The organism is Stenotrophomonas sp. 71799_Sma (assembly GCF_056482505.1).
Window position 1 is genome coordinate 3,131,092 of sequence record NZ_CM151202.1, and the last position, 24,649, is coordinate 3,155,740.

A 24,649-nucleotide genomic window follows, 5' to 3' on the forward strand; every position below is an offset into this window, starting at 1 on the left:
GTCGGCGGGGCCGGCCGCCTATTGTCGTCAAAAAACGAACTGTTCGCTCAGGATCCGGTCTTCCAGGTTGTGCTCCGGGTCGAACAGCAGGGTCACGCGGCGGTCCTTCGACTCGCGGATGGTCACCTCGACCACGTCGCGGGTCTCGTGCGAATCCGCTGTAACGCTGACCGGGCGCTTGTAGGGATCCAGCACGCGGAAACGCACCTCGGTGTCGGCCTTGAGGATCGCCCCGCGCCAGCGTCGCGGCCGGTAAGGGGCCAGCGGCGTCAGCGCGATGGTATGCGAGCCCAGCGGCAGCACCGGTCCGTGCGCGGAATAGTTGTAGGCGGTACTGCCTGCCGGGGTGGCCACCAGCACGCCGTCTCCGATCAGTTCGGCCACACGTTCCTGGCCGTTGAGGTCGATGCCGATATGCGCCGCCTGCCGGGTCTGGCGCAGCAGCGACACATCGTTGTAGGCCAGCGAACCGGTACTGGTGCCCGACTCGGTCAGCGCCACCATTTCCAGCGGGCGCAGGTTGGCCGGTTCGGCACGGGCAATGCGGGCCTGCACGTCGTCGTCGCCACGATACTGGTTCATCAGGAAGCCGACGGTGCCCAGTTTCATGCCGAATACCGGCTTGCCCAGGTGCCCGTGCCGATGCAGGGTCTGCAGCATGAAGCCGTCGCCGCCCAGTGGGCACAGAACGTCGGCCTGCTCCGGCGCGTGGTCACCATAACGCGAGACCATGGCCGCGCGGGCCATCTGCGCGGGCTCGGTGGTGCTGGCCAGGAAAGCGATGCGGGGGGTGTCGCTCATCGGTGGATCCGGGGGGGACTGGTGAAGAGCATAACCGAGCGCCGGGGGGTGGACCGCGCGGGGCGGATGACCGGCATATCCGCCGGGACACGCCGTAAACCCGTCCCTGGGGGCTCGATCGCGCCATCCATGGCGCTCACGGTCCCGGCGGATATGCCGGTCATCCACCTGACAGGTCGACGGCCGGCGTCGGGTCAGTGATCGCAGAAAAACAGGCAGAAACAGAACGGCCCCGCTTTCGCGGGGCCGTTCCTCCAACTGCTGCAGATCAGGAGCCCCCCTGAGTCAGGGGGGCGCGCCAACGGCGCGGGGGTCTGGGAGCATGGTTGGCATGGGGCCCACGGTTTGCAGAGCAAACCGTGGGGCGTCAGCGCGAATGCGCTTACGCACCATGCGCGGCCAGCTGGCCCAGGCGCTGGACGGCGACCGAGACGGTCGGGTAGTCCAAGGTCTTCTGCTCGGCCAGTTCGGCCAGCATCGCCAGGGTGAAGCGCAGGCTGTTGTCGTCGCGACCCATCCAGGCCGCCACCTTCGCTTCAGCACTGCTGCCCTTGGTGCCCAGCACCTGGCCCGCCAGGTTGCGGTGGTTGGCGGCCAGCTCGTCACGCAGCACGCCACGTGCCACGGCGTGCCAACGGCCATTGACCTCCAGCGCGTCGACCTGCTCGAACAGCCACGGCAGCTGCAGGGCGTCGCCCAGGCGGAAGTGAACCTTGGACACGTCCACCGGCTTCAGCTTGCGGGTGCGGGCCAGTTCGATGATGTCGAACGCCGGCTCCAGGAAGTGCAGTTCGGCCAGCTGCTGCGCCAGCGCGGACGGCAGGCCCTTTTCCTTCCACTCGGCCACCAGGGCTTCGTAGGTCGGACGCTGCGAATCCGGCAGCACACCCGAAGCAACGCGGATGTCGTTGAACGGACCCTGGTAGCGGTTGACCGCTTCGGTGATGCCCGGCATCGCGCCCGGGCGCGACAGCAGCCAGCGCACGAACGAGCGCTGCAGCTTCCAGATCACTTCCAGTGCATCGATCTGCACCGACTCCGGCACCTTGCCGTCGAGGGCATCGATCTGTGCCCACAGCGCGCGCGCATCCAGCGTTTCACGGCTGATGGTGTAGGCCTTGGCGACCTCGGCGATGGAACGGCCGGTGTCTTCCTGCATGCGCATCAGGAAGGTGGCGCCCATGCGGTTGATGGTCTGGTTGGTCACGGCCGTGGCGATGATTTCGCGCTTCAGGCGGTGACGCTCCATTGCGTCGGCGTACTTCTTCTGCAGCGGGGTCGGGAAGTAGCGCTGCAGCTCCTTGGACAGGTACGGATCTTCCGGAATGTCCGAATCCAGCAGCTGGGCGAACGCCACCAGCTTGGAGTAGGACAGCAGCACCGACAGCTCCGGACGGGTCAGGCCCTGGCCGCGTGCCTTGCGCTGCGACAGCTCGGCATCGGACGGCAGGAACTCGATCTGGCGATCAAGCAGGCCCTGCTGTTCCAGGGTACGGATGAAGTGCTGCTTGGAACCCAGGCGCTTGACCGCCATCCGCTCCATCAGGCTCAGCGCCTGGTTCTGGCGGTAGTTGTCGTTGAGCACCAGCTCGGCGACTTCATCGGTCATCGAGGCCAGCAGCTTGTTGCGCTGCTCGACGGTCAGCTTCTTGGCCCGCACCACATCGTTGAGCAGGATCTTGATGTTGACTTCATGGTCGGAGGTGTCGACACCGGCCGAGTTGTCGATGAAGTCGGTGTTGAGCAGCACGCCGGCCTGGGCAGCTTCGATGCGGCCCAGCTGGGTCATGCCCAGGTTGCCGCCCTCGCCCACCACCTTGCAGCGCAGCTCGCCACCGTTCACGCGCAGCGCGTTGTTGGCGCGGTCGCCGACATCGCTGTGCTGCTCGCTGGCGGCCTTGACGTAGGTACCGATGCCGCCGTTCCACAGCAGGTCGACCGGTGCCTTCAGGATCGCGCTCATCAGGTCGTTCGGCGACAGCGCCTTGACGTTCTCGTCCAGGCCCAGCACTTCACGCACCTGCGGGGTGATCTCGATCGACTTCAGGCTGCGCGGGTACACGCCGCCGCCCTTGCTGATCAGCTTGGCATCGTAGTCCGCCCAGCTCGAACGCGGCACGGTGAACAGGCGCTCACGTTCGACGAACGTGGTGGCTGCATCCGGGTTCGGGTCCAGGAAGATGTGGCGATGATCGAACGCAGCGACCAGGCGGATGTGGCGCGACAGCAGCATGCCGTTGCCGAACACGTCGCCGGACATGTCGCCGACGCCGACTGCGGTGAAGTCCTGGCTCTGGCTGTCACGGCCCAGCGCACGGAAGTGGCGCTTGACCGACTCCCACGCACCGCGTGCGGTGATGCCCATGCCCTTGTGGTCGTAACCCACCGAACCACCGGAAGCAAACGCATCGCCCATCCAGAAGCCGTGCGCGATGGCCAGGCCGTTGGCAATGTCGGAGAAGGTCGCGGTGCCCTTGTCGGCAGCCACCACCAGGTACGGATCGTCCATGTCGTGACGCACCACATCCACCGGCGGCACGATCTTGTTGTTGACGATGTTGTCGGTGATGTCCAGCAGGCCCTGGATGAACAGCTTGTAGCAGGCCACGCCGTTGGCGAAGATCGCGTCGCGGTCGCCGTTCACCGGCGGGGTCTTGGCGAAGAAGCCGCCCTTCGCGCCAACCGGCACGATGACGGTGTTCTTGACCATCTGCGCCTTGACCAGGCCCAGCACTTCGGTACGGAAGTCTTCGCGACGGTCCGACCAGCGCAGGCCACCACGGGCGACCGCGCCGAAGCGCAGGTGGGTACCTTCCACGCGCGGGCCGTAGACGAAGATTTCGCGGTACGGGCGCGGCTTCGGCAGGTCCGGCACCAGCGCCGAATCGAACTTGAAGCTGATGACATGGCCGTGCTGGCCGTTGGCATCGGTCTGGTAGTAGCTGGTACGCAGGGTCGCGTCGATCACGCCCATGAACGAGCGCAGGATGCGGTCCTCGTCCAGGCTGGACACGCGGTCCATCAGCTTCAGCAGCGCATCGCGCGCGGCCTGCATCTGCGCGTCGCGGTCACCCTTGCGGGCGTCGACCACGGTCTTGAGCACCTTCAGGGTGGCGTCGTCGCCAGCAGCCAGCACATCGAAGTGGGCCTTCAGCTGGGCCTGGCCGGCGGCGATATCGTCCTTGCTCTCATGGCCGGTAGCCGGATCGAAGCGGGCTTCGAACAGCTCGACCAGCAGGCGGGCCAGCAGCGGGTAGCGCGCGAAGGTGCCTTCCACGTAGGCCTGCGAGAACGGCACGCCGGTCTGCAGCAGGTACTTGCAGTAGCCACGCAGCATGGCGACCTGGCGCCAGTGCAGGCCGGCAGCCAGCACCAGGCGGTTGAAGCCGTCGTTCTCGGCATCGCCGTGCCAGACGCGGGCGAAGGTCTCGCCGAAGGCTTCATCGACGCTGGCGGCATCGATCGCGCCTGCGGTCGACTCGACCTCGAAGTCCTGCACGTACACCGGCGCGTTGTCGACCGACAGGCGGTACGGGCGCTCGGCGATCACGCGCAGGCCCATGTTTTCCATCATCGGCAGCGCGTCCGACAGCGGAATGTCGTCCAGCTGGCGATACAGCTTCAGGCGCAGGCCATCGCCGCTTTCGCGCGGCACGGCCTGCAGGCTCAGGCGCAGGTCGTCCGGGCCGGTCAGGGCATCGAGCTGGCTGACATCGTTGGCGGCAACGGCGGTGCTGTTGTCTTCGATGTAGCCGGCCGGCAGTGCCTTGCCAATGCGGGCAGCGATGCGCAGGCCTTCGGTTTCGCCGTGGCGGGTCACCAGCGCTTCGCGCAGGTCGTCCTGCCAGTTGCGCAGCACCTGGGCCAGCTTCTGCTCCAGTTCGGCGGTATCGACGTCCAGCATTTCGCCCGGCTTCGGGCGCACGATCAGGTGCACCTGGGCCAGCGGCGATTCGCCCAGCACCACCGAGCTGTCCACGTACTCGCCGTGCAGCGCGTCCTTCAGCATCGCTTCGATGCGCAGGCGCACGTCGGTGTTGAAGCGCTCACGCGGCAGGTAGACAAGCGCGGAGATGAAACGGCTGTACTTGTCACGGCGCAGGAACAGGCGGCTGCGCACGCGCTCCTGCAGGCCCAGCACGCCCATGGCAGTGCGGAACAGTTCGTCCTCGCTGGACTGGAACAGTTCTTCGCGCGGCAGGGTTTCCAGGATGTGGCGCAGGGCCTTGCCGCTGTGGCTGGCCGAGGCCAGGCCCGACTGCTTCATCACGTGCTCGTGGCGCTGGCGCACCAGCGGGATTTCCCACGGGCGACGGTTGTAGGCGCTGGAGGTGAACAGGCCAAGGAAGCGCTGCTCGCCGATGATCTTGCCCTTGGCGTCGAATTCCAGCACGCCGATGTAGTCCATGTAGCCGGCGCGGTGCACGCGCGAACGGGCATTGGTCTTGGTCAGGATCAGCGCGTCCTTCAGCCCGGACGTGGTGTTCAGGCCCTGCGCGGCCAGGGTCTTGACCGGACGGGCGGCGGACTTGTCCTTGCCGCGCATCAGGCCCAGGCCGGTGTCGTTCAGCGGCGCCAGCACCTCTTCCTTGCCCTGCTTCTCGACGCGGTACTCGCGGTAGCCGAAGAAGGTGAAGTGGTTGTCGGCGGCCCAGCGCAGGAATTCCTGTGCTTCCTTGCGCGACGCGTCGTCGACCGGCAGCTGGCGGCTGCCCAGGTCGTCGGCCAGCGCCAGTGCCTTGTCCTTCATCGGCTGCCAGTCGCGCACGATCGCACGCACTTCGTCCAGCGCCTTGCTGATGGCCTGCTCGATGGCCGCCATGGCTTCGGCCGGCTGGCGGTCGATCTCCAGCAGCATCACCGACTCGGCATCACCCTCGCCGACCTTGACCAGCTTGCCGGCCTTGTCGCGGGTGAAGCGCAGCACCGGGTGGCCCAGCACGTGAACACCCACGCCCTGTTCGGCCAGCGACATGGTGACGGTGTCGACCAGGAATGGCATGTCGTCGTTGACGATCTGCAGCACGGTGTGCGGTGATTCCCAACCGTTGGCCTTCGCGTTCGGATTGAACACGCGGACGTTGGCCTTGCCGGCCTTGCGGGCACGGGCGAATTCCAGCGTCTCAGCCGCGAGAGCGGCCCACTCTTCAGCGCTGTGGTGCGGGAACTCGTCCGACTCCATGCGCTTGTAGAAGTCAGTGGCGAAGGCCACCGCTTCGGCCTGTGCGGCCGCGGGGTAACGCTTGCGCAATGCCGTGTACACCGGCTCCAGGGAGAAACCAGCGGTCACTGCGACCTCCGACTCTGCTGGTTTGGTCTTGTTTTTCACGGTCTTGGCTGCGGTTTTTTGCGGTTTCATGGCAGAGCGATGCGCTTGCTCAGTTGGGAAAATGAAATTGTAGCCCTACCGCACGAAAAGGCCTTGCTGCAGGACGGAATAACCAGATTCGGGTTTGCTGCGGTTTAGACGCCTATTCAGTTCGCACCGGTATGGTGCTGGCGCCCGCTTCAGCACTGCCGACAGGATCGGCAAAGCGTGTTACCGGAAGACTCACGCGGCGACGCCGATTCGATTCCACAATCCTGAACTGGACGGTATAGTCCACCGCGTGAACCCGGCCTACCTCCCCGTTGCCCTCGACGCACGCGATGAGCGCGTGTTCGATGCCGTGCGCGAGCTGTTGGCCCAGCAGGGCATGCAGATGAGCATGGACGCGGTGGCCCAGCATGCCGGCTGCTCCAAGCAGACCCTGTACTCGCGCTACGGCAACAAGCAGGAACTGCTGCGCCGGGTGATGCAGCGCCATGTCGGCCACGCTACCGGAGCCATGGTTCGTGCACTCCGCACTGACGACCTGCGTGCCAGCCTGCTCCAGTTCGCCACCGACTTCCTGGAGCATTTCAACCAACCGCACGTAGGGCAGGCCTGTCGGCTGATCGCCGCCGACGCGGCCCAGTTTCCCGAAGAGGCGCGTACGCTGTACCGGCATGGCGCCGGCGCGCTGACGCTTCATCTTGCTGAATGGATTGAAACCGTTTGCATGCGTGGCCAGCTCCGGCATGACGACCCGCACTTCATGGCCGAACTGCTGCTGAGCATGATCGCCGGTCAGGATTTCGACAAACAGCGTTTCCATACCCCCCATCGTGATGACGCGCAGCTGCGTCGGCGCTGGGCAGAGTTCTCCGTCGACAGCTTCCTGCGCGCGTTCGCGCCTCAGCCGTCGGCGGCCCCGTCTTCAAACCAACCCCGGAGTTCCTCCTGATGACCGCCCCACTCCGCACCCTTGCCCTGACGTGCGCCGTTGCTGTCGCGCTGGCTGCCTGCAAGAAGCCGGAACAGCAGACGCCCCCGCCGCCGGAGGTGGGCGTGATCGACGCCAAGCCGCAGACCCTGCCGCTGCAGCGTGAGCTGGTCGGCCGCCTGTCGCCGTTCCGCAGCGCCGACGTCCGCGCGCGCGTGCCGGGCGTGCTGCTCAAGCGCGTCTACCAGGAAGGCTCGCAGGTCAAGCAGGGCCAGCCCCTGTTCCTGATCGACCCGGCGCCGCTGCGTGCTTCGCTCAATGCCTCCGAGGCCCAGCTGGCCTCGGCCCGCGCCACCTACGCCAATGCCAAGGTGGCCGCGGACCGCGCGCGTTCGCTGGCGCCGCAGCAGTTCGTCTCCAAATCCGACCTGGACAACGCCGAATCGGCCGAGCGCACCGCGCTGGCCGCGGTCAAGCAGGCCGAAGCGGCGGTGACCTCTTCGCGCATCAGCCTGGGCTATACCGAAGTGACCGCGCCGATCAGCGGTGTGGCCAACAAGCAGCAGGTCACCGAAGGCGCACTGGTCGGCCAGGGCGATGTGACCCTGCTGACCACCGTCGACCAGCTCGACCCGCTGTACGTCAACTTCTCGCTGAGCGTGGACGAGTTGACCCAGCTGCGCGCGCAGCAGGCCAAGGGTGCGCTGGCGCTGTCTGGTGACGGCAAGGCTACGGTCAACGTCAAGCTGGCCGACGGCAGCACCTACAGCGAACCGGGCACGCTGGACTTCTCTTCGACCACGGTCGACCCGGCCACCGGCGCGGTGTCGCTGCGCGCGCTGCTGCCGAACCCGCAGCAGATCCTGCTGCCCGGCGCCTTCGTCAGCTTCCAGGCCAACCTCGGCGAGCGCAACAACGCCTACCTGGTGCCGCAGCAGGCGCTGCTGCGCGACACCACCGGCGGCTACGTGATGGTGGTCGGTGCCGACGGCAAGGTCGTGCGCAAGAACGTGAAGACCGATGGCGCGCAGAACGGCAACTGGCTGGTCAGCGACGGCCTGGCCGCCGGTGACAAGGTGATCGTGGCCGGCGTGCAGAAGGTCAAGGAAGGTGCACCGGCGGTGGCCAAGCCGTGGACCCCGGGGCAGGACGCCAACGGCAAGCCTGCCGCAGGCGGCGCCGCTCCGGCGGGCGCAGCACCGGCCGCAGGCAAGGCACCGGCCGACGCGGCCAAGCCCGAGCAGGCCGATGCGGCCAAGCCGGCCGCCAACGATTCGAACAAGCAGTAACGGGAACCTTCCGTCATGCCTAAATTTTTCATCGAACATCCAGTCTTCGCCTGGGTGGTTGCGATCCTGATCTCGCTCAGCGGCGTGATCGCGATCCTCAACCTGGGCGTGGAGTCCTATCCCAACATCGCCCCGCCGCAGGTCACCGTCTCGGCGACCTACCCGGGTGCCAGTGCGGACACCACCGAGAAATCGGTCACCCAGGTGATCGAGCAGCAGCTGACCGGTATCGATCACCTGCTGTACTTCAGCTCCTCGTCGGCCTCCAACGGCCGCGCGCAGATCACCCTGACCTTCGAGACCGGTACCGATCCAGACATCGCCCAGGTGCAGGTGCAGAACAAGGTCTCGCTGGCCACGCCACGCCTGCCTTCGGAAGTGACCCAGCAGGGCGTGGTGGTGGCCAAGGCCAACGCCGGCTTCCTGATGGTGATCGCGCTGCAGTCCGATACGCCGGCCATCAACCGTGACGCCCTGAACGACATCGTCGGCTCGCGCGTGCTCGACCAGGTCTCGCGTATTCCCGGCGTCGGCAGCACCCAGCAGTTCGGTTCCGAGTACGCCATGAACATCTGGCTCAACCCGGAGAAGATGCAGGGTTATGGCCTGTCGGCCAGCCAGGTGCTGGCGGCGGTGCGCGCGCAGAACGTGCAGTTCGCCGCCGGTGCGCTGGGTTCGGACCCGTCTCCGGAAGGCCAGCACTTCACCGCCACGGTCTCGGCCGAGGGCCGCTTCAGCTCGCCGCAGGAGTTCGAGAACATCATCCTGCGGGCAAATCCGGACGGTTCGCGGGTGCTGATGAAGGACATCGCCCGCGTTGCCTTCGGTGCCAACAACTACGGTTTCGACACCCAGTACAACGGCAAGCCGACCGGTGCCTTCGCCATCCAGCTGCTGCCGGGCGCCAACGCCCTGAACGTGGCCGATGCGGTGCGCGCCAAGATGGACGAGCTGCAGCCCAGCTTCCCGTCCGGGGTGACCTGGTTCTCGCCGTACGACAGCACCACCTTCGTCAAGATCTCCATCCAGGAAGTGGTCAAGACACTGTTTGAAGCAGTGTTCCTGGTGTTCCTGGTGATGCTGATCTTCCTGCAGAACTTCCGCGCCACCCTGATCCCGACCCTGGTCATCCCGGTGGCCCTGCTCGGCACCTTCCTGGGCATGTGGATGATCGGCTTCACGATCAACCAGCTGACCCTGTTCGCGATGGTGCTGGCGATCGGCATCGTGGTCGATGACGCGATCGTGGTGATCGAGAACGTCGAACGCATCATGACCGAGGAAGGCCTGGCGCCGAAGCCGGCCACGCAGAAGGCGATGACCCAGATCACTGGCGCGGTGGTGGCGATCACCGTCGTACTGGCCGCGGTGTTCATCCCGTCCGCCCTGCAGGGCGGCGCCGCCGGTGAGATCTACAAGCAGTTCGCGCTGACCATCGCCATCTCGATGGCGTTCTCGGCGTTCCTGGCTCTGGGCTTCACCCCGGCGCTGTGCGCGACCTTCCTCAAGCCGACGCACAACGACAACCCGAACATCATCTACCGCACCTTCAACAAGTACTACGACAAGATCAGCCATACCTATGTGGGGCACATCACTTCGGCGGTGCGCCATGCACCGCGCTGGATGATCCTGTTCGTGGTGCTGACCGCACTGTGCGGCTTCCTGTTCACCCGCATGCCGGGCAGCTTCCTGCCGGAAGAAGACCAGGGCTATGCGCTGGCGATCGTGCAGTTGCCGCCGGGCTCGACCAAGGGCCAGACCAACGAAGTGTTCGCGCAGATGCGTGGCATCCTGGAAAAGCAGGATGGCTATGAAGGCATGCTGCAGGTGGCCGGTTTCAGCTTCGTCGGTTCCGGCGAGAACGTGGGCATGGGCTTCATCCGCCTGAAGCCATGGGAGGAACGCAAGTTCACCGCGCCCGAGTTCATCCAGAACATGAACGGCGCGTTCTACGGCATCAAGGAAGCGCAGATCTTCGTGGTCAACCTGCCCACCGTGCAGGGCCTCGGCCAGTTCGGCGGCTTCGACATGTGGCTGCAGGACCGCAGCGGTGCCGGCTACGAGCAGCTGACCCAGGCGCGCAACATCCTGCTTGGCCAGGCTGCGCAGAAGCCCGACCATCTGGTGGGCGTACGCCCGAACGGCCTGGAAAACGCCCCGCAGCTGCAGCTGCATGTCGACCGCGTGCAGGCGCAGTCGATGGGCATGTCGGTGTCGGACGTGTACAGCACCATCCAGCTGATGCTGGCCCCGGTGTACGTGAACGACTTCTTCTACGAAGGCCGCATCAAGCGCGTGACAATGCAGGCCGATGGTCCGTACCGCACCGGCCAGGAGTCGCTGAAGAGCTTCTACAGCCCGTCCAGCCTGACCACGAATGCCGACGGCACCAACGCGATGATCCCGCTCGATACGGTGGTCAAGTCCGAATGGGTGTCGGCACCGCCGTCGCTGAGCCGCTACAACGGCTACTCGGCGATCAACATCGTCGGCTCGCAGGCCCCGGGCACCAGCTCGGGTGAGGCGATGCAGACCATGGAAGGCATCGTCAACGACGACCTGCCGGCCGGCTTCGGCTACGACTGGTCGGGCATGTCCTACCAGGAAATCCTGGCCGGCAACGCGGCGACGCTGCTGCTGGTGCTGTCGATCGTGGTGGTGTTCCTGTGCCTGGCCGCGTTGTATGAAAGCTGGTCGATCCCGGTGGCGGTGCTGCTGGTGGTGCCGCTGGGCGTGCTTGGCGCCCTCGGCCTGTCGATGCTGCGTGGCCTGCCGAACGATCTGTTCTTCAAGATCGGCCTGATCACCGTGATCGGCCTGGCCGCGAAGAACGCGATCCTGATCGTCGAGTTCGCGGTGGAGCAGCGCGCAGCAGGCAAGACCCTGCGCGATGCCACCATCGAGGCGGCACGCCTGCGTTTCCGACCGATCCTGATGACCTCGTTCGCGTTCATCATGGGCGTGATCCCGATGGCGATCTCCACCGGCGCCGGCGCCAATTCCCGCCACGCCATCGGTACCGGCGTGATCGGCGGCATGCTGTTCGCCACCCTGCTCGGCCTGCTGATGATCCCGGTGTTCTTCGTGGTCGTGCGCCGCATGCTGGGTGACAAGCTGGATGAGTCCTCCAAGGAATTCATGGAGCGCCAGCGCGACGCGGAAACCGCACACCGCCCGGATCGTTGATCCGATGGTGGGCTGAAATGAAAAGGCCCCGGAGCGATCCGGGGCCTTTTTCATTCGTGCCATGAAGCCGGTAGTCGCCAACCTTGGTTGGCGCCGCTGGATCCATGCCAACCAAGGTTGGCGCATGCCAAGCCGGCGTCTCAGCGCAGCAGCGCAACCACCACGCACACTACCACGAGAGCCAACGCAGCCCATTGCATCGGCACAAAGAAGAAATGATGGGGTGCAGCCATACCCTTCTGCCGGGGCGCACGGTTGAGCCACAGACCCAGCAATACGTTCACCGCTGCGCCGATGCCTGCACCCAACAGAACCTGGGGCAGCGGCGTGTTGCCTCTGGAGCCTTCATGCGGAAAGAAGTACGCCAGCAGCAGGATGGCTGCAATCGGCGTCACCAGCGTCATGAATCCCCAACCTCGATAGATCATCTTTGCAGACCGCGTAAAAACCGGCTTGCATTGGACCAGATCGGGTATCGCTCGGCCAAGAAGACCGTGTATCCACGCATGGCGTGGATCTACTGGCCGCGCCGCCGTTGCAGCGGCGCGGCCGGTCGAACTCAGCGCAGCCCGGTCTCGTTGCGGGCGATCACCAGGCGCTGGATTTCCGAGGTGCCCTCGTAGATCTCGGTGATCTTGGCATCACGGAAGTAGCGCTCCAGCGGCATTTCCTTCGAATATCCCATGCCACCATGAATCTGCACGGCCTGATGGGTGATCCACATCGCCGCTTCCGAGGCCGTCAGCTTGGCCACCGCCGCTTCGGTGCTGAAGCGCTTGCCCTGGCCCTTCACCCACGCCGCGCGCAGGGTCAGCAGCAGCGCTGCGTCCAGCTTGCACTTCATGTCGGCGATCTTGGCCTGGGTCATCTGGAAGGTACCAATGGCCGCGCCGAACGCCTTGCGCTCCTTCACGTACGCCAGGGTCGCTTCATAGGCGGCACGGGCGATGCCGATGGCCTGCGAGGCGATACCGATGCGGCCAGCATCGAGCACGCTCATGGCGATCTTGAAGCCCTCGCCTTCCTGGCCCAGCACGTCTTCGGCCTGCGCCACGTAATCGTTGAACTCGATCTCGCAGGTGGCCGAGGCACGGATGCCCAGCTTCGGTTCGGTCTTGCCGCGACCGAAGCCCGCCTTGTCGGTATCGATGAGGAAGGCGGTGATGCCGCGCGCGCCCTTGTCCGGCTCGCTCATCGCGAACAGCACGATGTACTTGGCCACCGGGCCGGAGGTGATCCAGCTCTTCTTGCCGTTGATGACGAAGGTGCCGTCGGCCTGCTTCACCGCGCGGCAGCGCATGGCCGTGGCGTCCGAACCGGACTGCGGCTCGGTCAGCGCGAACGCGCCGATGGCCTCGCCTTCGGCGATGGCACGCACATACTTCTGCTTCTGTTCCTCGGTGCCGTGGGTGAGAATGCCGTTGCAGAACAGCGAGTTGTTGACCGACATGATGGTCGAATGGGCTGCGTCGGCGGCGGCGACCTCCACCATCGCCAACACGTACGCCACCGGGTCCATGCCCGCGCCACCGTATTCGGTCGGCACTTCGATGCCCATCAGGCCGTTTTCGCCCAGCAGGCGGATGTTGTCCAGCGGGAACTCGCCGGTGCGGTCATGGTGCTCCGCGCTGGGGGCGATCTTTTCCTGCGCGATGCGCCGCGCCACGTCCTGCAGCATCAACTGCTCTTCAGTAAAGCTGAAATCCACAACACCCTCCCGGGTACATGAAGTTATGGGCCGCGCACCGCGCGCCCAGGTGCCTCGATTGTACCGGGGCCCGCCAGTTTCCGTACGCCAGCGACTTGACCGCGGCAGGCGTTCTCAGCGAATATATCTCTATATCGCGATAGGTAGATATTTATGGATCTGGAAGACTGGTCGACCCGCCTCAAGGTGTTCGCCGATGCCACCCGCGTGCGCCTGCTGGCGCTGCTGGAGCAGGAGGAACTGACCGTGGCCGAACTGTCGGCGATCACCCGGCTGGCACAGCCGCGGGTGTCCACCCACCTGGCGCGCCTGAAGGAAGCCGGCCTGGTCCGCGACCGCCGTGCGGGCGTGTCGGCCTATTACCGCTTCGACGAGGCCCAGCTGGACCCGGCGCAGCGTGCATTGTGGCATGCCTTGAGCAATGGAAGCGACGACCCGTTGCTGCGGCAGGACGCTGAACGTGTCGCCGCCGTGCTGGCCCACCGTGCCTCCGACCAGAACTGGGCCGACAGCGTGGCCGGCGACATGGAGCGCCACTATTCTCCCGGCCGCACCTGGGAAGCCCTCGCGCGTACCGCGTTGCCGCTGCTGGAGACCGGCGACGTGCTGGACATCGCCTCCGGTGACGGCGTGCTGGCCGAACTCGTCGCCCCGCATGCCAAGCGCTACATCTGCATCGATACCAGCGCGCGCGTGGTTGCCGCCGCCAGCGAGCGCCTGCGCCGCCTGCCCAATGTGGAAGTGCGCGAGGGCGACATGCATGCGCTGCCGTTCAAGGACGGCAGCTTCGACCTGGTGGTGCTGATGCATGCGCTGACCTACGCCAGCAAACCGGCGCAGGCGGTGACCGAAGCCGCACGCGTGCTGCGCTCCGGCGGCCGCCTGCTGCTGTGCAGCCTGGCCCGCCACGAGCACAAGGCGGCGGTCGAGGCCTACGGCCACGTCAACCTCGGCTTCAGCGACAAGGAGCTGCGCAGGTTCGTCGACAAGGCCGGCCTGCAGGTATCCAGCCTGGAGACGGTCACCCGCGAAAAGCGTCCGCCGCACTTCGAAGTGATTTCACTGATCGCCAACAAGCCCTGAGCCCGAGATCGCCATGCCTGCCCTGCCCTGGTTGCATCCTGATCGTGCCAACGCCCTGCTCGACGCCCTGCGCGAGCGGATCCTGATCATCGACGGCGCGATGGGCACCATGATCCAGCGCCATGGCCTGCAGGAAGACGACTACCGCGGCGAGCGCTTCGCCGGTGGCTACGATCATGTGCATGGCCCCGCTTGCGACCACGCCGCGCAGGAAGGGCATGACCTGAAGGGTAACAACGATCTGCTGCTGCTGACCCGGCCGCAGATCGTCGCCGACATCCATACCGCCTACCTCGAAGCGGGCGCGGATCTGGTCGAGACCAACACGTTCAACGCCACGTCGGTCAGCCAGGCCGACTACCACCTCGAACACCTGGTGTACGAATTGAACAAGGCTGGCGCAGCGGTGGCACGCACCTGCTGCGATACAGTAGCCGCAACCACACCAGGCAAGCCACGCTTCGTGATCGGGGTGATCGGCCCGACCAGCCGCACCGCCTCGATCAGTCCCGATGTCAACGATCCGGGCTTTCGCAACACCAGCTTCGACGAGCTTCGCGACACGTACCGCGAAGCCATTGACGGCCTGATCGACGGCGGCGCCGACACCATCATGGTCGAGACCATCTTCGACACGCTCAATGCCAAGGCCGCGCTGTATGCACTGGAGGAGGCCTTCGATGCACGCGGCGCAAGGTTGCCCGTGATGATCTCCGGCACCATCACTGATGCCTCGGGACGCACGCTGTCCGGGCAGACCGCCGAGGCCTTCCACGCGTCGCTCGCGCATGCGCGCCCATTGTCGATCGGCCTGAACTGCGCACTGGGTGCCGATGCGATGCGCCCGCACGTGGAAACCCTTTCGCAGGTCGCCGACTGCTACGTCAGCGCGCACCCCAACGCAGGCCTGCCCAATGCCTTCGGCGAGTACGACGAGACGCCCGAGGACATGGCCAGCACCCTGCGCGGTTTCGCCGAGGATGGCCTGTTGAACCTGGTCGGTGGCTGCTGTGGCTCCACCCCTGACCACATCCGCGCAATCGCCGAGGCCGTGGCCGGGCTGCCGCCGCGCGCCCTGCCCGGTGTCCAGGAGCAGGCCGCATGAATGTCGCCGCCACCGTTCCGCACTTCCCGCCCTATTGCTGTTGAGCTGACGCCTGCCATGACGCCTGTCCGCCCTACCCGCCTGTCCGGCCTGGAACCTCTGGTCATCACTCCGGACCTGCTGTTCATCAACGTCGGCGAACGCACCAACGTCACCGGCAGCGCGCAGTTCCGCAAGCTGGTCAAGGAAGGCCGCTACGAAGAAGCGGTGGACGTGGCCCGCCAGCAGGTGGCCAGCGGTGCGCAGATCCTCGACGTCAACATGGACGAGGGCCTGATCGATTCGGAAGCGGCGATGACCCGCTACCTCAACCTGATCATGTCCGAGCCGGACATCGCCCGTATTCCGGTGATGGTCGACTCCTCCAAGTGGAGCGTGATCGAGGCCGGCCTGAAGTGCCTGCAGGGCAAGAGCGTGGTCAATTCGATCTCGCTGAAGGAAGGCGAGGCGCTGTTCCGCGAACACGCGCGCAAGGTGCTGCGCTACGGTGCTGCCGCGGTGGTGATGGCATTCGACGAAAGCGGCCAGGCTGACACCTGCGCACGCAAGGTCGAGATCTGCACCCGCGCCTACCGCATCCTGGTCGACGAGATCGGCTTCCCACCGCAGGACATCATCTTCGACCCGAACATCTTCGCCGTCGCCACCGGCATCGAAGAGCACGACAACTATGCGGTGGACTTCATCGAAGCCACCCGCATCATCAAGCAGACGCTGCCGCACTGCCATGTGTCCGGCGGTGTTTCCAACGTCTCGTTCTCGTTCCGCGGCAACGAAACGGTGCGCCAGGCCATCCACTCGGTGTTCCTGTACCACGCCATTGCCGCCGGCATGGACATGGGCATCGTCAACGCCGGCGCCATGCCGATCTACGACGAACTGGAACCGGAACTGCGCGAGCGCGTGGAGGATGTGATCCTCAACCGCCGCAGCGATGCCACCGAGCGCCTGCTGGAAATCGCCGAGCGCTACAAGGGCAAGAAGGGCGCGGCGAAGACCGAAGACCTCGCCTGGCGCGAGAAGCCGGTGGCGCAGCGCCTGGCGCACGCGCTGGTGCACGGCCTGGATGCCTTCGTGGAAGAAGACACCGAACTGGCCCGGCAGGCGTCCAGCCGCCCGCTGGACGTGATCGAAGGTCCGTTGATGGATGGCATGAACGTGGTCGGCGACCTGTTCGGCGCCGGCAAGATGTTCCTGCCGCAGGTGGTGAAATCCGCGCGCGTGATGAAGAAGGCCGTGGCCTACCTGCTGCCCTACATCGAGGCCGAGAAGGCGCGCAGTGGCGACACCGCCAAGAGCAACGGCAAGATCATCATGGCCACGGTGAAGGGTGATGTGCATGACATCGGCAAGAACATCGTCGGCGTAGTCCTGGCCTGCAACAACTTCGAGGTGGTCGACCTTGGCGTGATGGTGCCGGCGCAGAAGATCCTCGATGCCGCGCGCGAGCACAACGCCGACCTGATCGGCCTGTCCGGCCTGATCACTCCATCACTGGAAGAGATGAGCCACGTGGCCCGGGAGATGCAGCGCCAGGGCTTCGACCTGCCGCTGCTGATCGGTGGAGCGACCACCTCGCGCGCGCACACCGCGCTGAAGATCGACCCACATTACAAGGCGCCCACGGTGTGGGTGAAGGACGCCTCGCGCGCGGTCGGCGTGGCCCAGTCGCTGATCTCGCGTGACCTGCGCGAGGCCTTCGTAGCCGCCAACGAGGCCGACTATGCCGAGATCCGCGCGCGCCATCGCAACCGTGGCGATGCCAAGCGCCTGGTTTCGCTGGAACACGCGCGTGGGCAGAAATTCCAGGGCGGCTGGGACACCTACACGCCGCCGGCACCGAACCAGCCCGGCCTGCACGTATTTGACGACTACCCGCTGGCCGAACTGGTCGACTACATCGACTGGACGCCGTTCTTCCAGGCCTGGGAGCTGGCCGGCAAGTTCCCGGCCATCCTCACCGACGAGATCGTCGGCACCCAGGCCAGCGATCTGTACAGGGACGCCCGCGCGATGCTTGAGCGCATCGTCAATGAGAAATGGCTGACCGCCAAGGCCGTGTTCGGCCTGTGGCCGGCCAACAGCATCGGCGACGACGTGCGCGTGCAGCACCCGCAGGGCGAGACCACCCTGCACTTCCTGCGCCAGCAGGTGGACAAGCCGGCCGAGCGCCCGGATTTCTGCCTGGCCGATTTCATCGCCCCGGCCGACAGCGGCAAGCAGGATTGGATCGGCGCCTTCGCCGTCACTGCCGGCATCGGCATCGACGCGCACGTAGCGCGCTTCGAAGCCGACCACGATGACTACAACGCGATCCTGCTGAAGGCCCTCGCCGATCGCTTCGCCGAAGCGCTGGCCGAGCGCCTGCACCAGCGCGTGCGCATCGATTTCTGGGGCTACGACCATGCCGAGACACTGGACAACGAGGCCCTGATCGACGAGCAGTACAGCGGCATCCGCCCGGCACCGGGCTACCCCGCCTGCCCGGAGCACAGCGAAAAGCGACGCCTGTTCGACCTGCTGCAGGCCGAAGCCAACGCCAGCATGGAACTGACCGAGAGCTTCGCGATGCTGCCTACGGCGGCCGTTTCGGGCTACTACTTCAGCCATCCGCAGAGCCAGTACTTCGTGGTCGGCCGCCTCAGCCGCGAGCAGGTCAGCGACTACGCCCGCCGCAAGGGCGTGGACCGCGCCCAGGCCGAGCGCTGGCTGGCCTCCAACCTCGACTACGACCCCGAATGACACAAAAAGGGGACGGAGGGGATTAAGTCGTTTGTGCCCAAAACGACTTAATCCCCTCCGTCCCCTTTTCGCTTCATCATTGCGCTGGGATTTGACGGTTTCTCGTCCGGTGTCGTTTGCCCTGGTCGGCGCACTGCTGTGCTTCTTCGCACCGAGCCTGCCACTGATCCGCGCACGCCGGAGCCGCTTCAAGGCCTGACGCCGGCGCGGCCCTACTGCTGCAGCAGTACCTGCTGCAGCGACGGCAGCAGCACACGGTTGCCATGCGCGCTGAGGTGATCGCCATCGAAGAACAACGGCCGGCCATCGCGCTGCGCCGGGCACAGCACGTCATCACACAGCACCGGCATCGGATCCCACAGCACACCCCCTGGCAGGCCATCGACCACCTGCTGCAGGCTGCCCAGCATCGGCGCACGCAGCGTTTCCATCGCCTCACGCGTGCTGTCCAGGCCGTTGCGGCAGACCTCGTTGCGTGAATTGAAGCGGTCAGAGCAGCGATACGGCGGCGCCGGCAGCACCGGTTTGGGCGCCTCCAGCACAATTCGCACACCGCGCTCGGCCAACGGTTTCCACTGGGTGATCGCCTCGGCCACTTCGGCCTCGCGTCCTGCAGTGGCTTCCGGGGTCAGCTCGCCCGCCAGCTGCGCCTGCGCATCGAACAATACGAACTGATCGGACAAGCGCGGTATCCGCAGCGACACCAGCACCACGGCATCACCTGGCTGCGCACGCTGCGTGATATCGGCGAGCATCGCTGCGTCGAAATCACTGCAACCGGCACCCGCGCCGCGCCACTTCTGCAGGCTCACCTGCGGGCATCCACCACGACCGTAGAGAATCACCTCCGAGCCACTCTCAAGCGCCAGCCGCTGCAGCAGCTCGATGTAGGCCATTGCATGCGAATCGCCAGCAACGAACACCTGCTTCGGCGCACCGGCAGGCACCGGCCGATCGCAGTCACCACGCGCATAGGTCCGCATGCTGCCACCTTCGAAGCGTCGCTTGGTGGTCACCAGGCTGCAGTCGGGATAGTCGCCTGCCACGCTCTTGCCGTTGGGATACCAGTCGCCGGGATGCCGACTGACCGTGCTCAGTGATATCCGCGGTGCCTGCAGGTACAGCAGCGTCTGGGTGCCGGCCGCGACCAGCAGCACAGCCGAACCTGCCAGCACCCAGCGACCCGGGCGCAGACGCTGCGCCAAGGGGCCCCGGAACGGTTGCTCCACCCAGCGCCACGACAACCACGACAGCAGCAGCACCAGCGCCAGCGCAGCGCTCATCTGCAGGGGTGTCTGCAGGCCCACGGTCCAGCGCATCAGCACGAATACCGGCCAGTGCCACAGATACAGCGAGTACGACAGCAGGCCGATGGAGCGCATCGGCCTGCTGGCCAACAGGCGTGCCACCCAGGACCGGGGATGATGATGCAGCGCCCACAGCAGGCCTGCCGCAGCAAAGGTCGGCAGCAGGCCATCAGGCCACGGCGAACGTCCGGCCCGTGCGGTCCACAATGCCCAGCACAGCAAGGCCAGCGCCACCATCGCGAGCAGCGAGAACACGGGCGCAGCGCGCTTCAGTGCAGTCGTCGTCACCGCATCCACTGGCTGGCGAACATGCAGCAACTGGAACAGCAGTACGCCAACGCCCAGTTGCCACAGCCGCGTAGTGGTGGCGTAGAACGCCCACGATGGCGGCGCCTCGCGCAGGCCCAGCACCGCCGCATGCAGCAGCGACGCCGCACTGACCACGGCAAACAGGCCAAGGCTGATCCAGCGCCCGCGCGCGCCGCGCGCCCAGGCCAGGAACAGCAGCGGGAACAACAGGTAGAACTGTTCCTCCACGCCCAGCGACCAGGTATGGGTATAGGGATTGAATTCGGCCTTGGGCGCGAAATAATCGTTGCCGATCAGCGCCAGCACCCAGTTGCTGAAGCCGAAGAATGCCATCAGCCCGGTCTTGTCACTGGCCTCGCTGAGCCAGGACTCGGGAATGAACAGCACGCTGCCGACAGCGGTCAACAGCAGGCAGCTGATCAGCGCAGGTGCGATGCGGCGGATGCGGCGCGAATAGAAGCGCAGCATCGACTGCCACAGCGACAACGACGGCAGCCGGTGCACCGATGCGCTGACCACGAACCCGGAAATGACGAAGAACACGTCTACGCCGGTGAACCCGCCCGGCAACCAGGCCGGGTCCAGGTGGAACACGATGACGGCCAGCACGGCAATCGCGCGCAGGCCGTCAATGTGCGGCACGTAGCCGCGGCTTGGATCAGCGGTCATCCTTCTCCCCCAACCGCGGAGGCAGTGCCGTCCGCGGTGGTTGCGCCTTTACCAGACCAGGTCGTCCGGCACCTGGTACTGCGGATCCGCATACGGATCTTCCTCGGCCGGCGCATTCGGATCGACCTTCAGCGCCACCGAGGCGGCGAACACCGCCTCGGACTGTGCCAGCACGTCGGCCGTTACCAGCAGGTAGCGGCCATTGAGCTGGACCACACCCAGCTCACCGGCATTGAGCGCGGTCAGCTGTTCGGCAGTCACATAGATGCGCTTGATCTTGCCGCCATACGGGAAGTGGCGGGCGATGTCCGCTGCCTCGGCGTTGAGGCTCTTGTCCTTCAGCAGTTCTTCCAGCTTGGCCTTCGCCTCGCGGCGCACGCGTGCTTCTTCCTGCTTCAGGCGCTCGGTCTCGATGCGCTCTTCCTTCTCCCGCTGCGCCCGGATGGCATAGGCCTTGGCCAAGTCCATCTCTTTGGTGCTGCGCGGCTTGCGCGGGCCCTGCTGGCCCTGGCCACCGCGCGCATGCCCGCCGGGCTTGCCCGCGCCATGGCCCTGCCCACGACGCTCACCGGGCTTGTGCTCGCCCTTGCCTGCGCCCTGCGGCTTTCCATTGCCGTTGCCGTTGCCACCCTTGCCCTGCGGGCGGCCATCACGGCGGGGGCCATCATTCTTGCGCTCGAGCTTGGGCGCGGGCTTGAAGCCCAGGCCCATCAGCTGGTCGCGGAGGGTATCGCTCATAGGATTCGGATCAGTAGTGCGGCGGCGGCGGTTCGCTCGCCGGATCGGAAGAATTCAGTGCGTTGCGGACCTTGCCCAGGTCTTCCAGCAGCACGCGCAGCACATCGGCGTTGCGCATGCCCTGCATGCGGGCATCAGCCAGCGCGTCGCTCAGCTCGGCCAGCGCCTGTTCCTGGAAGGACACGCGCATTTCCAGCTCGACCAGGCGCGCTTCCAGCGCCTGCTCGCGTTCAGTGGGCAGATCAGACATGCAGCGAGCGCCCCCGGCCAATGCCGTAGTACGCAAGACCTGCGGCTTCCACTTCGCCCGGCTCATACAGGTTGCGGCCGTCGAACACCGCCGCATCCTTCAGCTGCTCGCGCAGCTTCTGGAAGTCGGGGCTGCGGAACTGCTTCCACTCGGTGACCACCACCAGCGCGTCGGCACCCTGCAGCGCTTCATCGGCACTGTTGCAGAACACCAGGTCATCGCGTTCGCCGAAGATGCGCTGCGACTCGTGCATCGCCTCCGGATCGTAGGCACGCACCGTCGCACCGCCTTCCCACAGCTGCGCCAGCAGTCGACGGCTGGAGGCCTCACGCATGTCGTCGGTGTTCGGCTTGAAGGCCAGACCCCATACGGCGAAGGTCTTTCCACGCACGCCCTCGTCCTCGCCCTTGTCGTAATGACGCTGGATGAGGGCAAACAGATGGCCCTTCTGCGCATCATTGACCGCTTCAACCGCATTGAGCAGCTTCGGCTCAAGGCCATACTGCTGGGCGGTACGGGCCAATGCCTGCACGTCCTTGGGGAAGCACGAGCCGCCGTAACCGGCACCCGGATAGATGAAGTGCCAGCCGATGCGTGGATCCGAACCAATGCCCTGGCGGACCTGCTCGACATCGGCACCGACGCGTTCAGCGATGTTGGCGATTTCATTCATGAACGAAATCTTGGTCGCCAGCATCGCATTGGCGGCGTACTTGGTCAGTTCGGCCGAACGCACGTCCATTTCCACCACGCGGTCGTGGTTGCGGTTGAACGGCGCGTACAGGCGACGCATCACCGCCACCGACTCTTCGTTCGCCGCACCGATGATGATGCGGTCCGGGCGCATGCAGTCCGCAACCGCATCGCCTTCCTTCAGGAATTCCGGGTTGGACACCACGTCGAAGGCGATGTCCGCGCCACGCGCGGCCAGCTCTTCGGCAATGGCGGCACGCACCTTGTCGGCGGTGCCGACCGGCACCGTCGACTTGTTCACCACCACGGTCGGCACACTCATGTGCCGGCCAATGGTCCGGGCTACGGCAAGCACGTATTGAAGATCGGCACTGCCATCCTCGTCCGGCGGCGTACCAACGGCGATGAACACCACCTGGCCGTGATCGATGGCGGCCGCGGCATCCGTGGTGAACGCCAGCCGCGCTGCGGCATGATTGGCCTTCACCATCGGCTCCAGGCCGGGTTCATAGATCGGGATGATGCCCTGGTTGAGGCCATCCACCTTGGCCTGGTCGATATCGACACAGACCACCTGATGACCAACATCGGCCAGGCAGGTACCGGTCACCAGTCCAACGTAGCCGGTACCAAAAATCGCAACGCGCATATCCGTATTCGCTCCTGAATGACTTACGGCAGAACGCCCAGCAGCTCGACGTCGAACGTCAGAGTCGCGTTCGGGCCGATCGGGCCGCCCGGGGTGCCGTTCTCACCGTAGGCGAGTTCGCCCGGGATCCAGAAGCGGTACTTCGAACCGACCGGCATCAGCGCGACGCCTTCGGTCCAGCCCTTGATCACCTGGTCCAGACCGAACTCGGCCGGCTGGCGGCCGTAGGAACTGTCGAACACGGTGCCGTTGAGCAGCTTGCCTTCGTAGTTCACGCGCACCTTGCTGCTCGGCAGCGGGCGCTCGCCGCTACCCGGGCGGATCACCTGGTACTGCAGGCCCGACGAGGTGGTCACCACGCCCGGCTGGGTCTTGTTCTTGGCCAGGAATGCGTTGCCTTCCGTGCGGTTGGTCTGCGCAGCCTGGGCGGCCTTGGCCTGCATTTCAGCCTGCTTGGCACCCATGAAGGCCTGGATGGTGGCGGTCGCGTCAGCTTCCGTCATCTTCGGCTGGCCCTTGGTCAGGCCGGTGCTGATTGCGTCAAACAACGAGGCGACATCGATATCGTCCTTCAGCTGCGCCAGCGACGGACCTACCGAGTAGGAGCCGATCATCTGCGACACCTTGACACGGTCGACCTTCGGCGGCTGCGAGCCCGGTGCCACGCCCGGCACCTGCTGGCCGCTGCGGGCCATCACGACCTGGCGCAGGGCGGCATCGGTGGCCTTGGCCTGTTCCTGGGTGATCTGCGGCTGCAGGCCCTCGAACGAACGCTCAACGGCGGTGCGCAGGGCGGCCACATCGATCTCATCGGCGATCGGGGTGAACGACTTGGCGACATCAAGGCCGATGGCGTAGCCGAGCTTCTGCTTGGGGGAATTCAAGGTTGCGGTCTCCTTGGCGGCTGCGGGGGCAGCCGGTTGTTGCGACAGAGCGACACCCGAAGTGCCCATCGCCAGAATCAGAACCGACGCCGCGGCGCCGCGCATTCCCATCTTCATTCGCTGCATTCCTGGAAGTGTCTGGGCGCCGACGTCGGCGCGAAAAGAAACATTGTCGCACGCATGCCGTCGATGTCGAGGCATGCGTGCTGGATATCAATGCGTGGCGGCTGCCGCCAGCGCCTTGTCGATGGCCGCGGTCAGCTGCGGATCGTCCGGCGTCACCTTGCTGGCGAACTGGGCAATGACCTTGCCATCGCGGCCCACGAGGTACTTGTGGAAGTTCCAGGCCGGCGCAACGCCGGTCGCTGCGGTCAACCGCTGGTACAGCGGCGTGGCCTGCGTGCCGACCACATGCACCTTCTCGAACATCGGGAACTTGACGCCGTAGGTCAGGGTGCAGAAGTCCTGGATCTGCTTCTCGTCACCCGGTTCCTGGCCCTTGAAGTCATTGGAAGGAAAGCCCAGCACCGCAAAACCGCGGCCTGCATAGCGCTTCTGCAGCGCCTCCAGCCCTTCGTACTGCGGCGTGTAGCCACACTTGCTGGCGGTGTTGACCACCAGCAGCACCTGCCCGTGATAGCGCTGCTGCAGATTCACCTGCTGCTTGCTGGCCAACGGCCGGTATTCCAGATCGAGCAGGTCGGCCGCCAGCGCACTGGCGGAACCGGCGGCGCCGGCCACCATCAGGGCCAGCAGGGACAGGCCGCGCAGGCGGCACGGGGAAACGGTCGGCAGGGGCATCAGAGGCGGTCCGCGGTAGCCATTCACAAGGCCCGGCCAGTGCTGGCCGGGAATCGGCCGAACTATAGCATCGGGCTCTGGAGCCCCTGATGGCACAGGTCCATCCCGGGCTTTGCGCGGCGTGGCGAATGTGCTGCCTGGGCGCCATCGAAGGCGCAGTGATGACATAGCATGGACATCACTGAAT

At 65.7% G+C, this 24,649-nt stretch carries 16 protein-coding genes; 6 read left to right on the forward strand and 10 right to left on the reverse strand.

Features of this window, described 5'->3' with window-relative positions; genetic code table 11:
* Nucleotides 1-27 precede the first annotated feature (27 nt).
* Entirely contained in the window at nucleotides 28-801 is a 774-nt protein-coding gene (locus ACZK4Z_RS14650; RefSeq protein WP_006376667.1) for an NAD kinase, read from the reverse strand.
* A gap of 382 nt (nucleotides 802-1,183) precedes the next feature.
* A complete protein-coding gene (locus ACZK4Z_RS14655; RefSeq protein ID WP_125892110.1) occupies nucleotides 1,184-6,160 on the reverse strand; it encodes an NAD-glutamate dehydrogenase in 4,977 nt (1,658 codons plus the stop codon).
* Nucleotides 6,161-6,410: 250 nt separating this feature from the next.
* On the opposite strand from ACZK4Z_RS14655, the gene ACZK4Z_RS14660 reads away from it, so the two are divergent.
* Genes ACZK4Z_RS14660 through ACZK4Z_RS14670 form a run of 3 tightly spaced genes read left to right on the forward strand, consistent with a single transcriptional unit; the run spans nucleotide 6,411 to nucleotide 11,524 of the window.
* The gene (locus ACZK4Z_RS14660; protein ID WP_032127669.1) at nucleotides 6,411-7,067 is read left to right on the forward strand and encodes a TetR/AcrR family transcriptional regulator; all 657 of its coding nucleotides are present in this window, start codon (nucleotides 6,411-6,413) and stop codon (nucleotides 7,065-7,067) included.
* Entirely contained in the window at nucleotides 7,067-8,335 is a 1,269-nt protein-coding gene (locus tag ACZK4Z_RS14665) for an efflux RND transporter periplasmic adaptor subunit (protein WP_032127668.1), read from the forward strand. The genes ACZK4Z_RS14660 and ACZK4Z_RS14665 overlap by 1 nt, the downstream gene beginning before the upstream one ends.
* Before the next feature lie 15 nt (nucleotides 8,336-8,350).
* Nucleotides 8,351-11,524: a multidrug efflux RND transporter permease subunit gene (locus ACZK4Z_RS14670; protein WP_125892112.1), complete on the forward strand. Its 3,174-nt coding sequence runs from the start codon at nucleotides 8,351-8,353 to the stop codon at nucleotides 11,522-11,524.
* Between the two features lie 140 nt (nucleotides 11,525-11,664).
* Here ACZK4Z_RS14670 and ACZK4Z_RS14675 read toward each other — a convergent pair whose 3' ends face one another.
* Together ACZK4Z_RS14675 and ACZK4Z_RS14680 are read right to left on the reverse strand one after the other, a co-directional pair.
* Entirely contained in the window at nucleotides 11,665-11,928 is a 264-nt protein-coding gene (locus tag ACZK4Z_RS14675) for a hypothetical protein (RefSeq protein ID WP_080355173.1), read from the reverse strand.
* 155 nt (nucleotides 11,929-12,083) lie between these two features.
* On the reverse strand, nucleotides 12,084-13,232 hold the full coding sequence (locus tag ACZK4Z_RS14680; protein ID WP_125892114.1) for an acyl-CoA dehydrogenase family protein: 1,149 nt from the start codon (nucleotides 13,230-13,232) through the stop codon (nucleotides 12,084-12,086).
* A 153-nt stretch (nucleotides 13,233-13,385) separates the two neighbouring features.
* Here ACZK4Z_RS14680 and ACZK4Z_RS14685 point away from each other — a divergent pair, with 153 nt between their 5' ends.
* Genes ACZK4Z_RS14685 through metH form a run of 3 tightly spaced genes read left to right on the forward strand, consistent with a single transcriptional unit; the run spans nucleotide 13,386 to nucleotide 18,162 of the window.
* The gene (locus ACZK4Z_RS14685; RefSeq protein ID WP_032127664.1) at nucleotides 13,386-14,315 is read left to right on the forward strand and encodes an ArsR/SmtB family transcription factor; all 930 of its coding nucleotides are present in this window, start codon (nucleotides 13,386-13,388) and stop codon (nucleotides 14,313-14,315) included.
* A gap of 13 nt (nucleotides 14,316-14,328) precedes the next feature.
* Nucleotides 14,329-15,420 (forward strand): homocysteine S-methyltransferase family protein, encoded by a 1,092-nt coding sequence (locus ACZK4Z_RS14690; protein ID WP_125892115.1) that lies wholly within the window; start codon nucleotides 14,329-14,331, stop codon nucleotides 15,418-15,420.
* A 57-nt stretch (nucleotides 15,421-15,477) separates the two neighbouring features.
* Nucleotides 15,478-18,162 carry a methionine synthase gene (gene metH, locus ACZK4Z_RS14695; RefSeq protein WP_125892117.1) on the forward strand — a complete coding sequence of 895 codons (2,685 nt, stop codon included), beginning with the start codon at nucleotides 15,478-15,480 and terminating at the stop codon, nucleotides 18,160-18,162.
* A gap of 212 nt (nucleotides 18,163-18,374) precedes the next feature.
* On the opposite strand, the gene ACZK4Z_RS14700 is transcribed toward metH, so the two are convergent.
* From ACZK4Z_RS14700 to ACZK4Z_RS14725, 6 genes are all read right to left on the reverse strand, one after another.
* Nucleotides 18,375-20,447 (reverse strand): acyltransferase family protein, encoded by a 2,073-nt coding sequence (locus ACZK4Z_RS14700; RefSeq protein ID WP_125892119.1) that lies wholly within the window; start codon nucleotides 20,445-20,447, stop codon nucleotides 18,375-18,377.
* A gap of 48 nt (nucleotides 20,448-20,495) precedes the next feature.
* Nucleotides 20,496-21,185, reverse strand: a complete 690-nt coding sequence (locus ACZK4Z_RS14705) for a DUF2058 domain-containing protein (RefSeq protein WP_125892121.1) — start codon at nucleotides 21,183-21,185, stop codon at nucleotides 20,496-20,498.
* A gap of 10 nt (nucleotides 21,186-21,195) precedes the next feature.
* Nucleotides 21,196-21,435, reverse strand: coding sequence for a SlyX family protein (locus tag ACZK4Z_RS14710; RefSeq protein ID WP_019660397.1), 240 nt, complete (start codon nucleotides 21,433-21,435; stop codon nucleotides 21,196-21,198).
* Nucleotides 21,428-22,777 (reverse strand): UDP-glucose dehydrogenase family protein, encoded by a 1,350-nt coding sequence (locus ACZK4Z_RS14715; RefSeq protein WP_032127659.1) that lies wholly within the window; start codon nucleotides 22,775-22,777, stop codon nucleotides 21,428-21,430. Before ACZK4Z_RS14715 ends, ACZK4Z_RS14710 begins: the two co-directional genes overlap by 8 nt.
* A gap of 23 nt (nucleotides 22,778-22,800) precedes the next feature.
* Nucleotides 22,801-23,778, reverse strand: a complete 978-nt coding sequence (locus ACZK4Z_RS14720) for an FKBP-type peptidyl-prolyl cis-trans isomerase N-terminal domain-containing protein (RefSeq protein ID WP_019337358.1) — start codon at nucleotides 23,776-23,778, stop codon at nucleotides 22,801-22,803.
* Between the two features lie 96 nt (nucleotides 23,779-23,874).
* The gene (locus ACZK4Z_RS14725; protein ID WP_019337359.1) at nucleotides 23,875-24,462 is read right to left on the reverse strand and encodes a glutathione peroxidase; all 588 of its coding nucleotides are present in this window, start codon (nucleotides 24,460-24,462) and stop codon (nucleotides 23,875-23,877) included.
* Between the last annotated feature and the right edge of the window lie 187 nt (nucleotides 24,463-24,649).

Bases quoted from the DNA above. Each gene is read 5' to 3' on its own strand.
- ACZK4Z_RS14650 (WP_006376667.1), bottom strand. From the start codon at position 801: ATGAGCGACACCCCCCGCATCGCTTTCCTGGCCAGCACCACCGAGCCC.
- ACZK4Z_RS14655 (WP_125892110.1), bottom strand. From the start codon at position 6,160: ATGAAACCGCAAAAAACCGCAGCCAAGACCGTGAAAAACAAGACCAAA.
- ACZK4Z_RS14665 (WP_032127668.1), top strand. From the start codon at position 7,067: ATGACCGCCCCACTCCGCACCCTTGCCCTGACGTGCGCCGTTGCTGTC.
- ACZK4Z_RS14670 (WP_125892112.1), top strand. From the start codon at position 8,351: ATGCCTAAATTTTTCATCGAACATCCAGTCTTCGCCTGGGTGGTTGCG.
- ACZK4Z_RS14675 (WP_080355173.1), bottom strand. From the start codon at position 11,928: ATGACGCTGGTGACGCCGATTGCAGCCATCCTGCTGCTGGCGTACTTC.
- ACZK4Z_RS14685 (WP_032127664.1), top strand. From the start codon at position 13,386: ATGGATCTGGAAGACTGGTCGACCCGCCTCAAGGTGTTCGCCGATGCC.
- ACZK4Z_RS14690 (WP_125892115.1), top strand. From the start codon at position 14,329: ATGCCTGCCCTGCCCTGGTTGCATCCTGATCGTGCCAACGCCCTGCTC.
- metH (WP_125892117.1), top strand. From the start codon at position 15,478: ATGACGCCTGTCCGCCCTACCCGCCTGTCCGGCCTGGAACCTCTGGTC.
- ACZK4Z_RS14700 (WP_125892119.1), bottom strand. From the start codon at position 20,447: ATGACCGCTGATCCAAGCCGCGGCTACGTGCCGCACATTGACGGCCTG.
- ACZK4Z_RS14705 (WP_125892121.1), bottom strand. From the start codon at position 21,185: ATGAGCGATACCCTCCGCGACCAGCTGATGGGCCTGGGCTTCAAGCCC.
- ACZK4Z_RS14710 (WP_019660397.1), bottom strand. From the start codon at position 21,435: ATGTCTGATCTGCCCACTGAACGCGAGCAGGCGCTGGAAGCGCGCCTG.
- ACZK4Z_RS14715 (WP_032127659.1), bottom strand. From the start codon at position 22,777: ATGCGCGTTGCGATTTTTGGTACCGGCTACGTTGGACTGGTGACCGGT.
- ACZK4Z_RS14720 (WP_019337358.1), bottom strand. From the start codon at position 23,778: ATGAAGATGGGAATGCGCGGCGCCGCGGCGTCGGTTCTGATTCTGGCG.
- ACZK4Z_RS14725 (WP_019337359.1), bottom strand. From the start codon at position 24,462: ATGCCCCTGCCGACCGTTTCCCCGTGCCGCCTGCGCGGCCTGTCCCTG.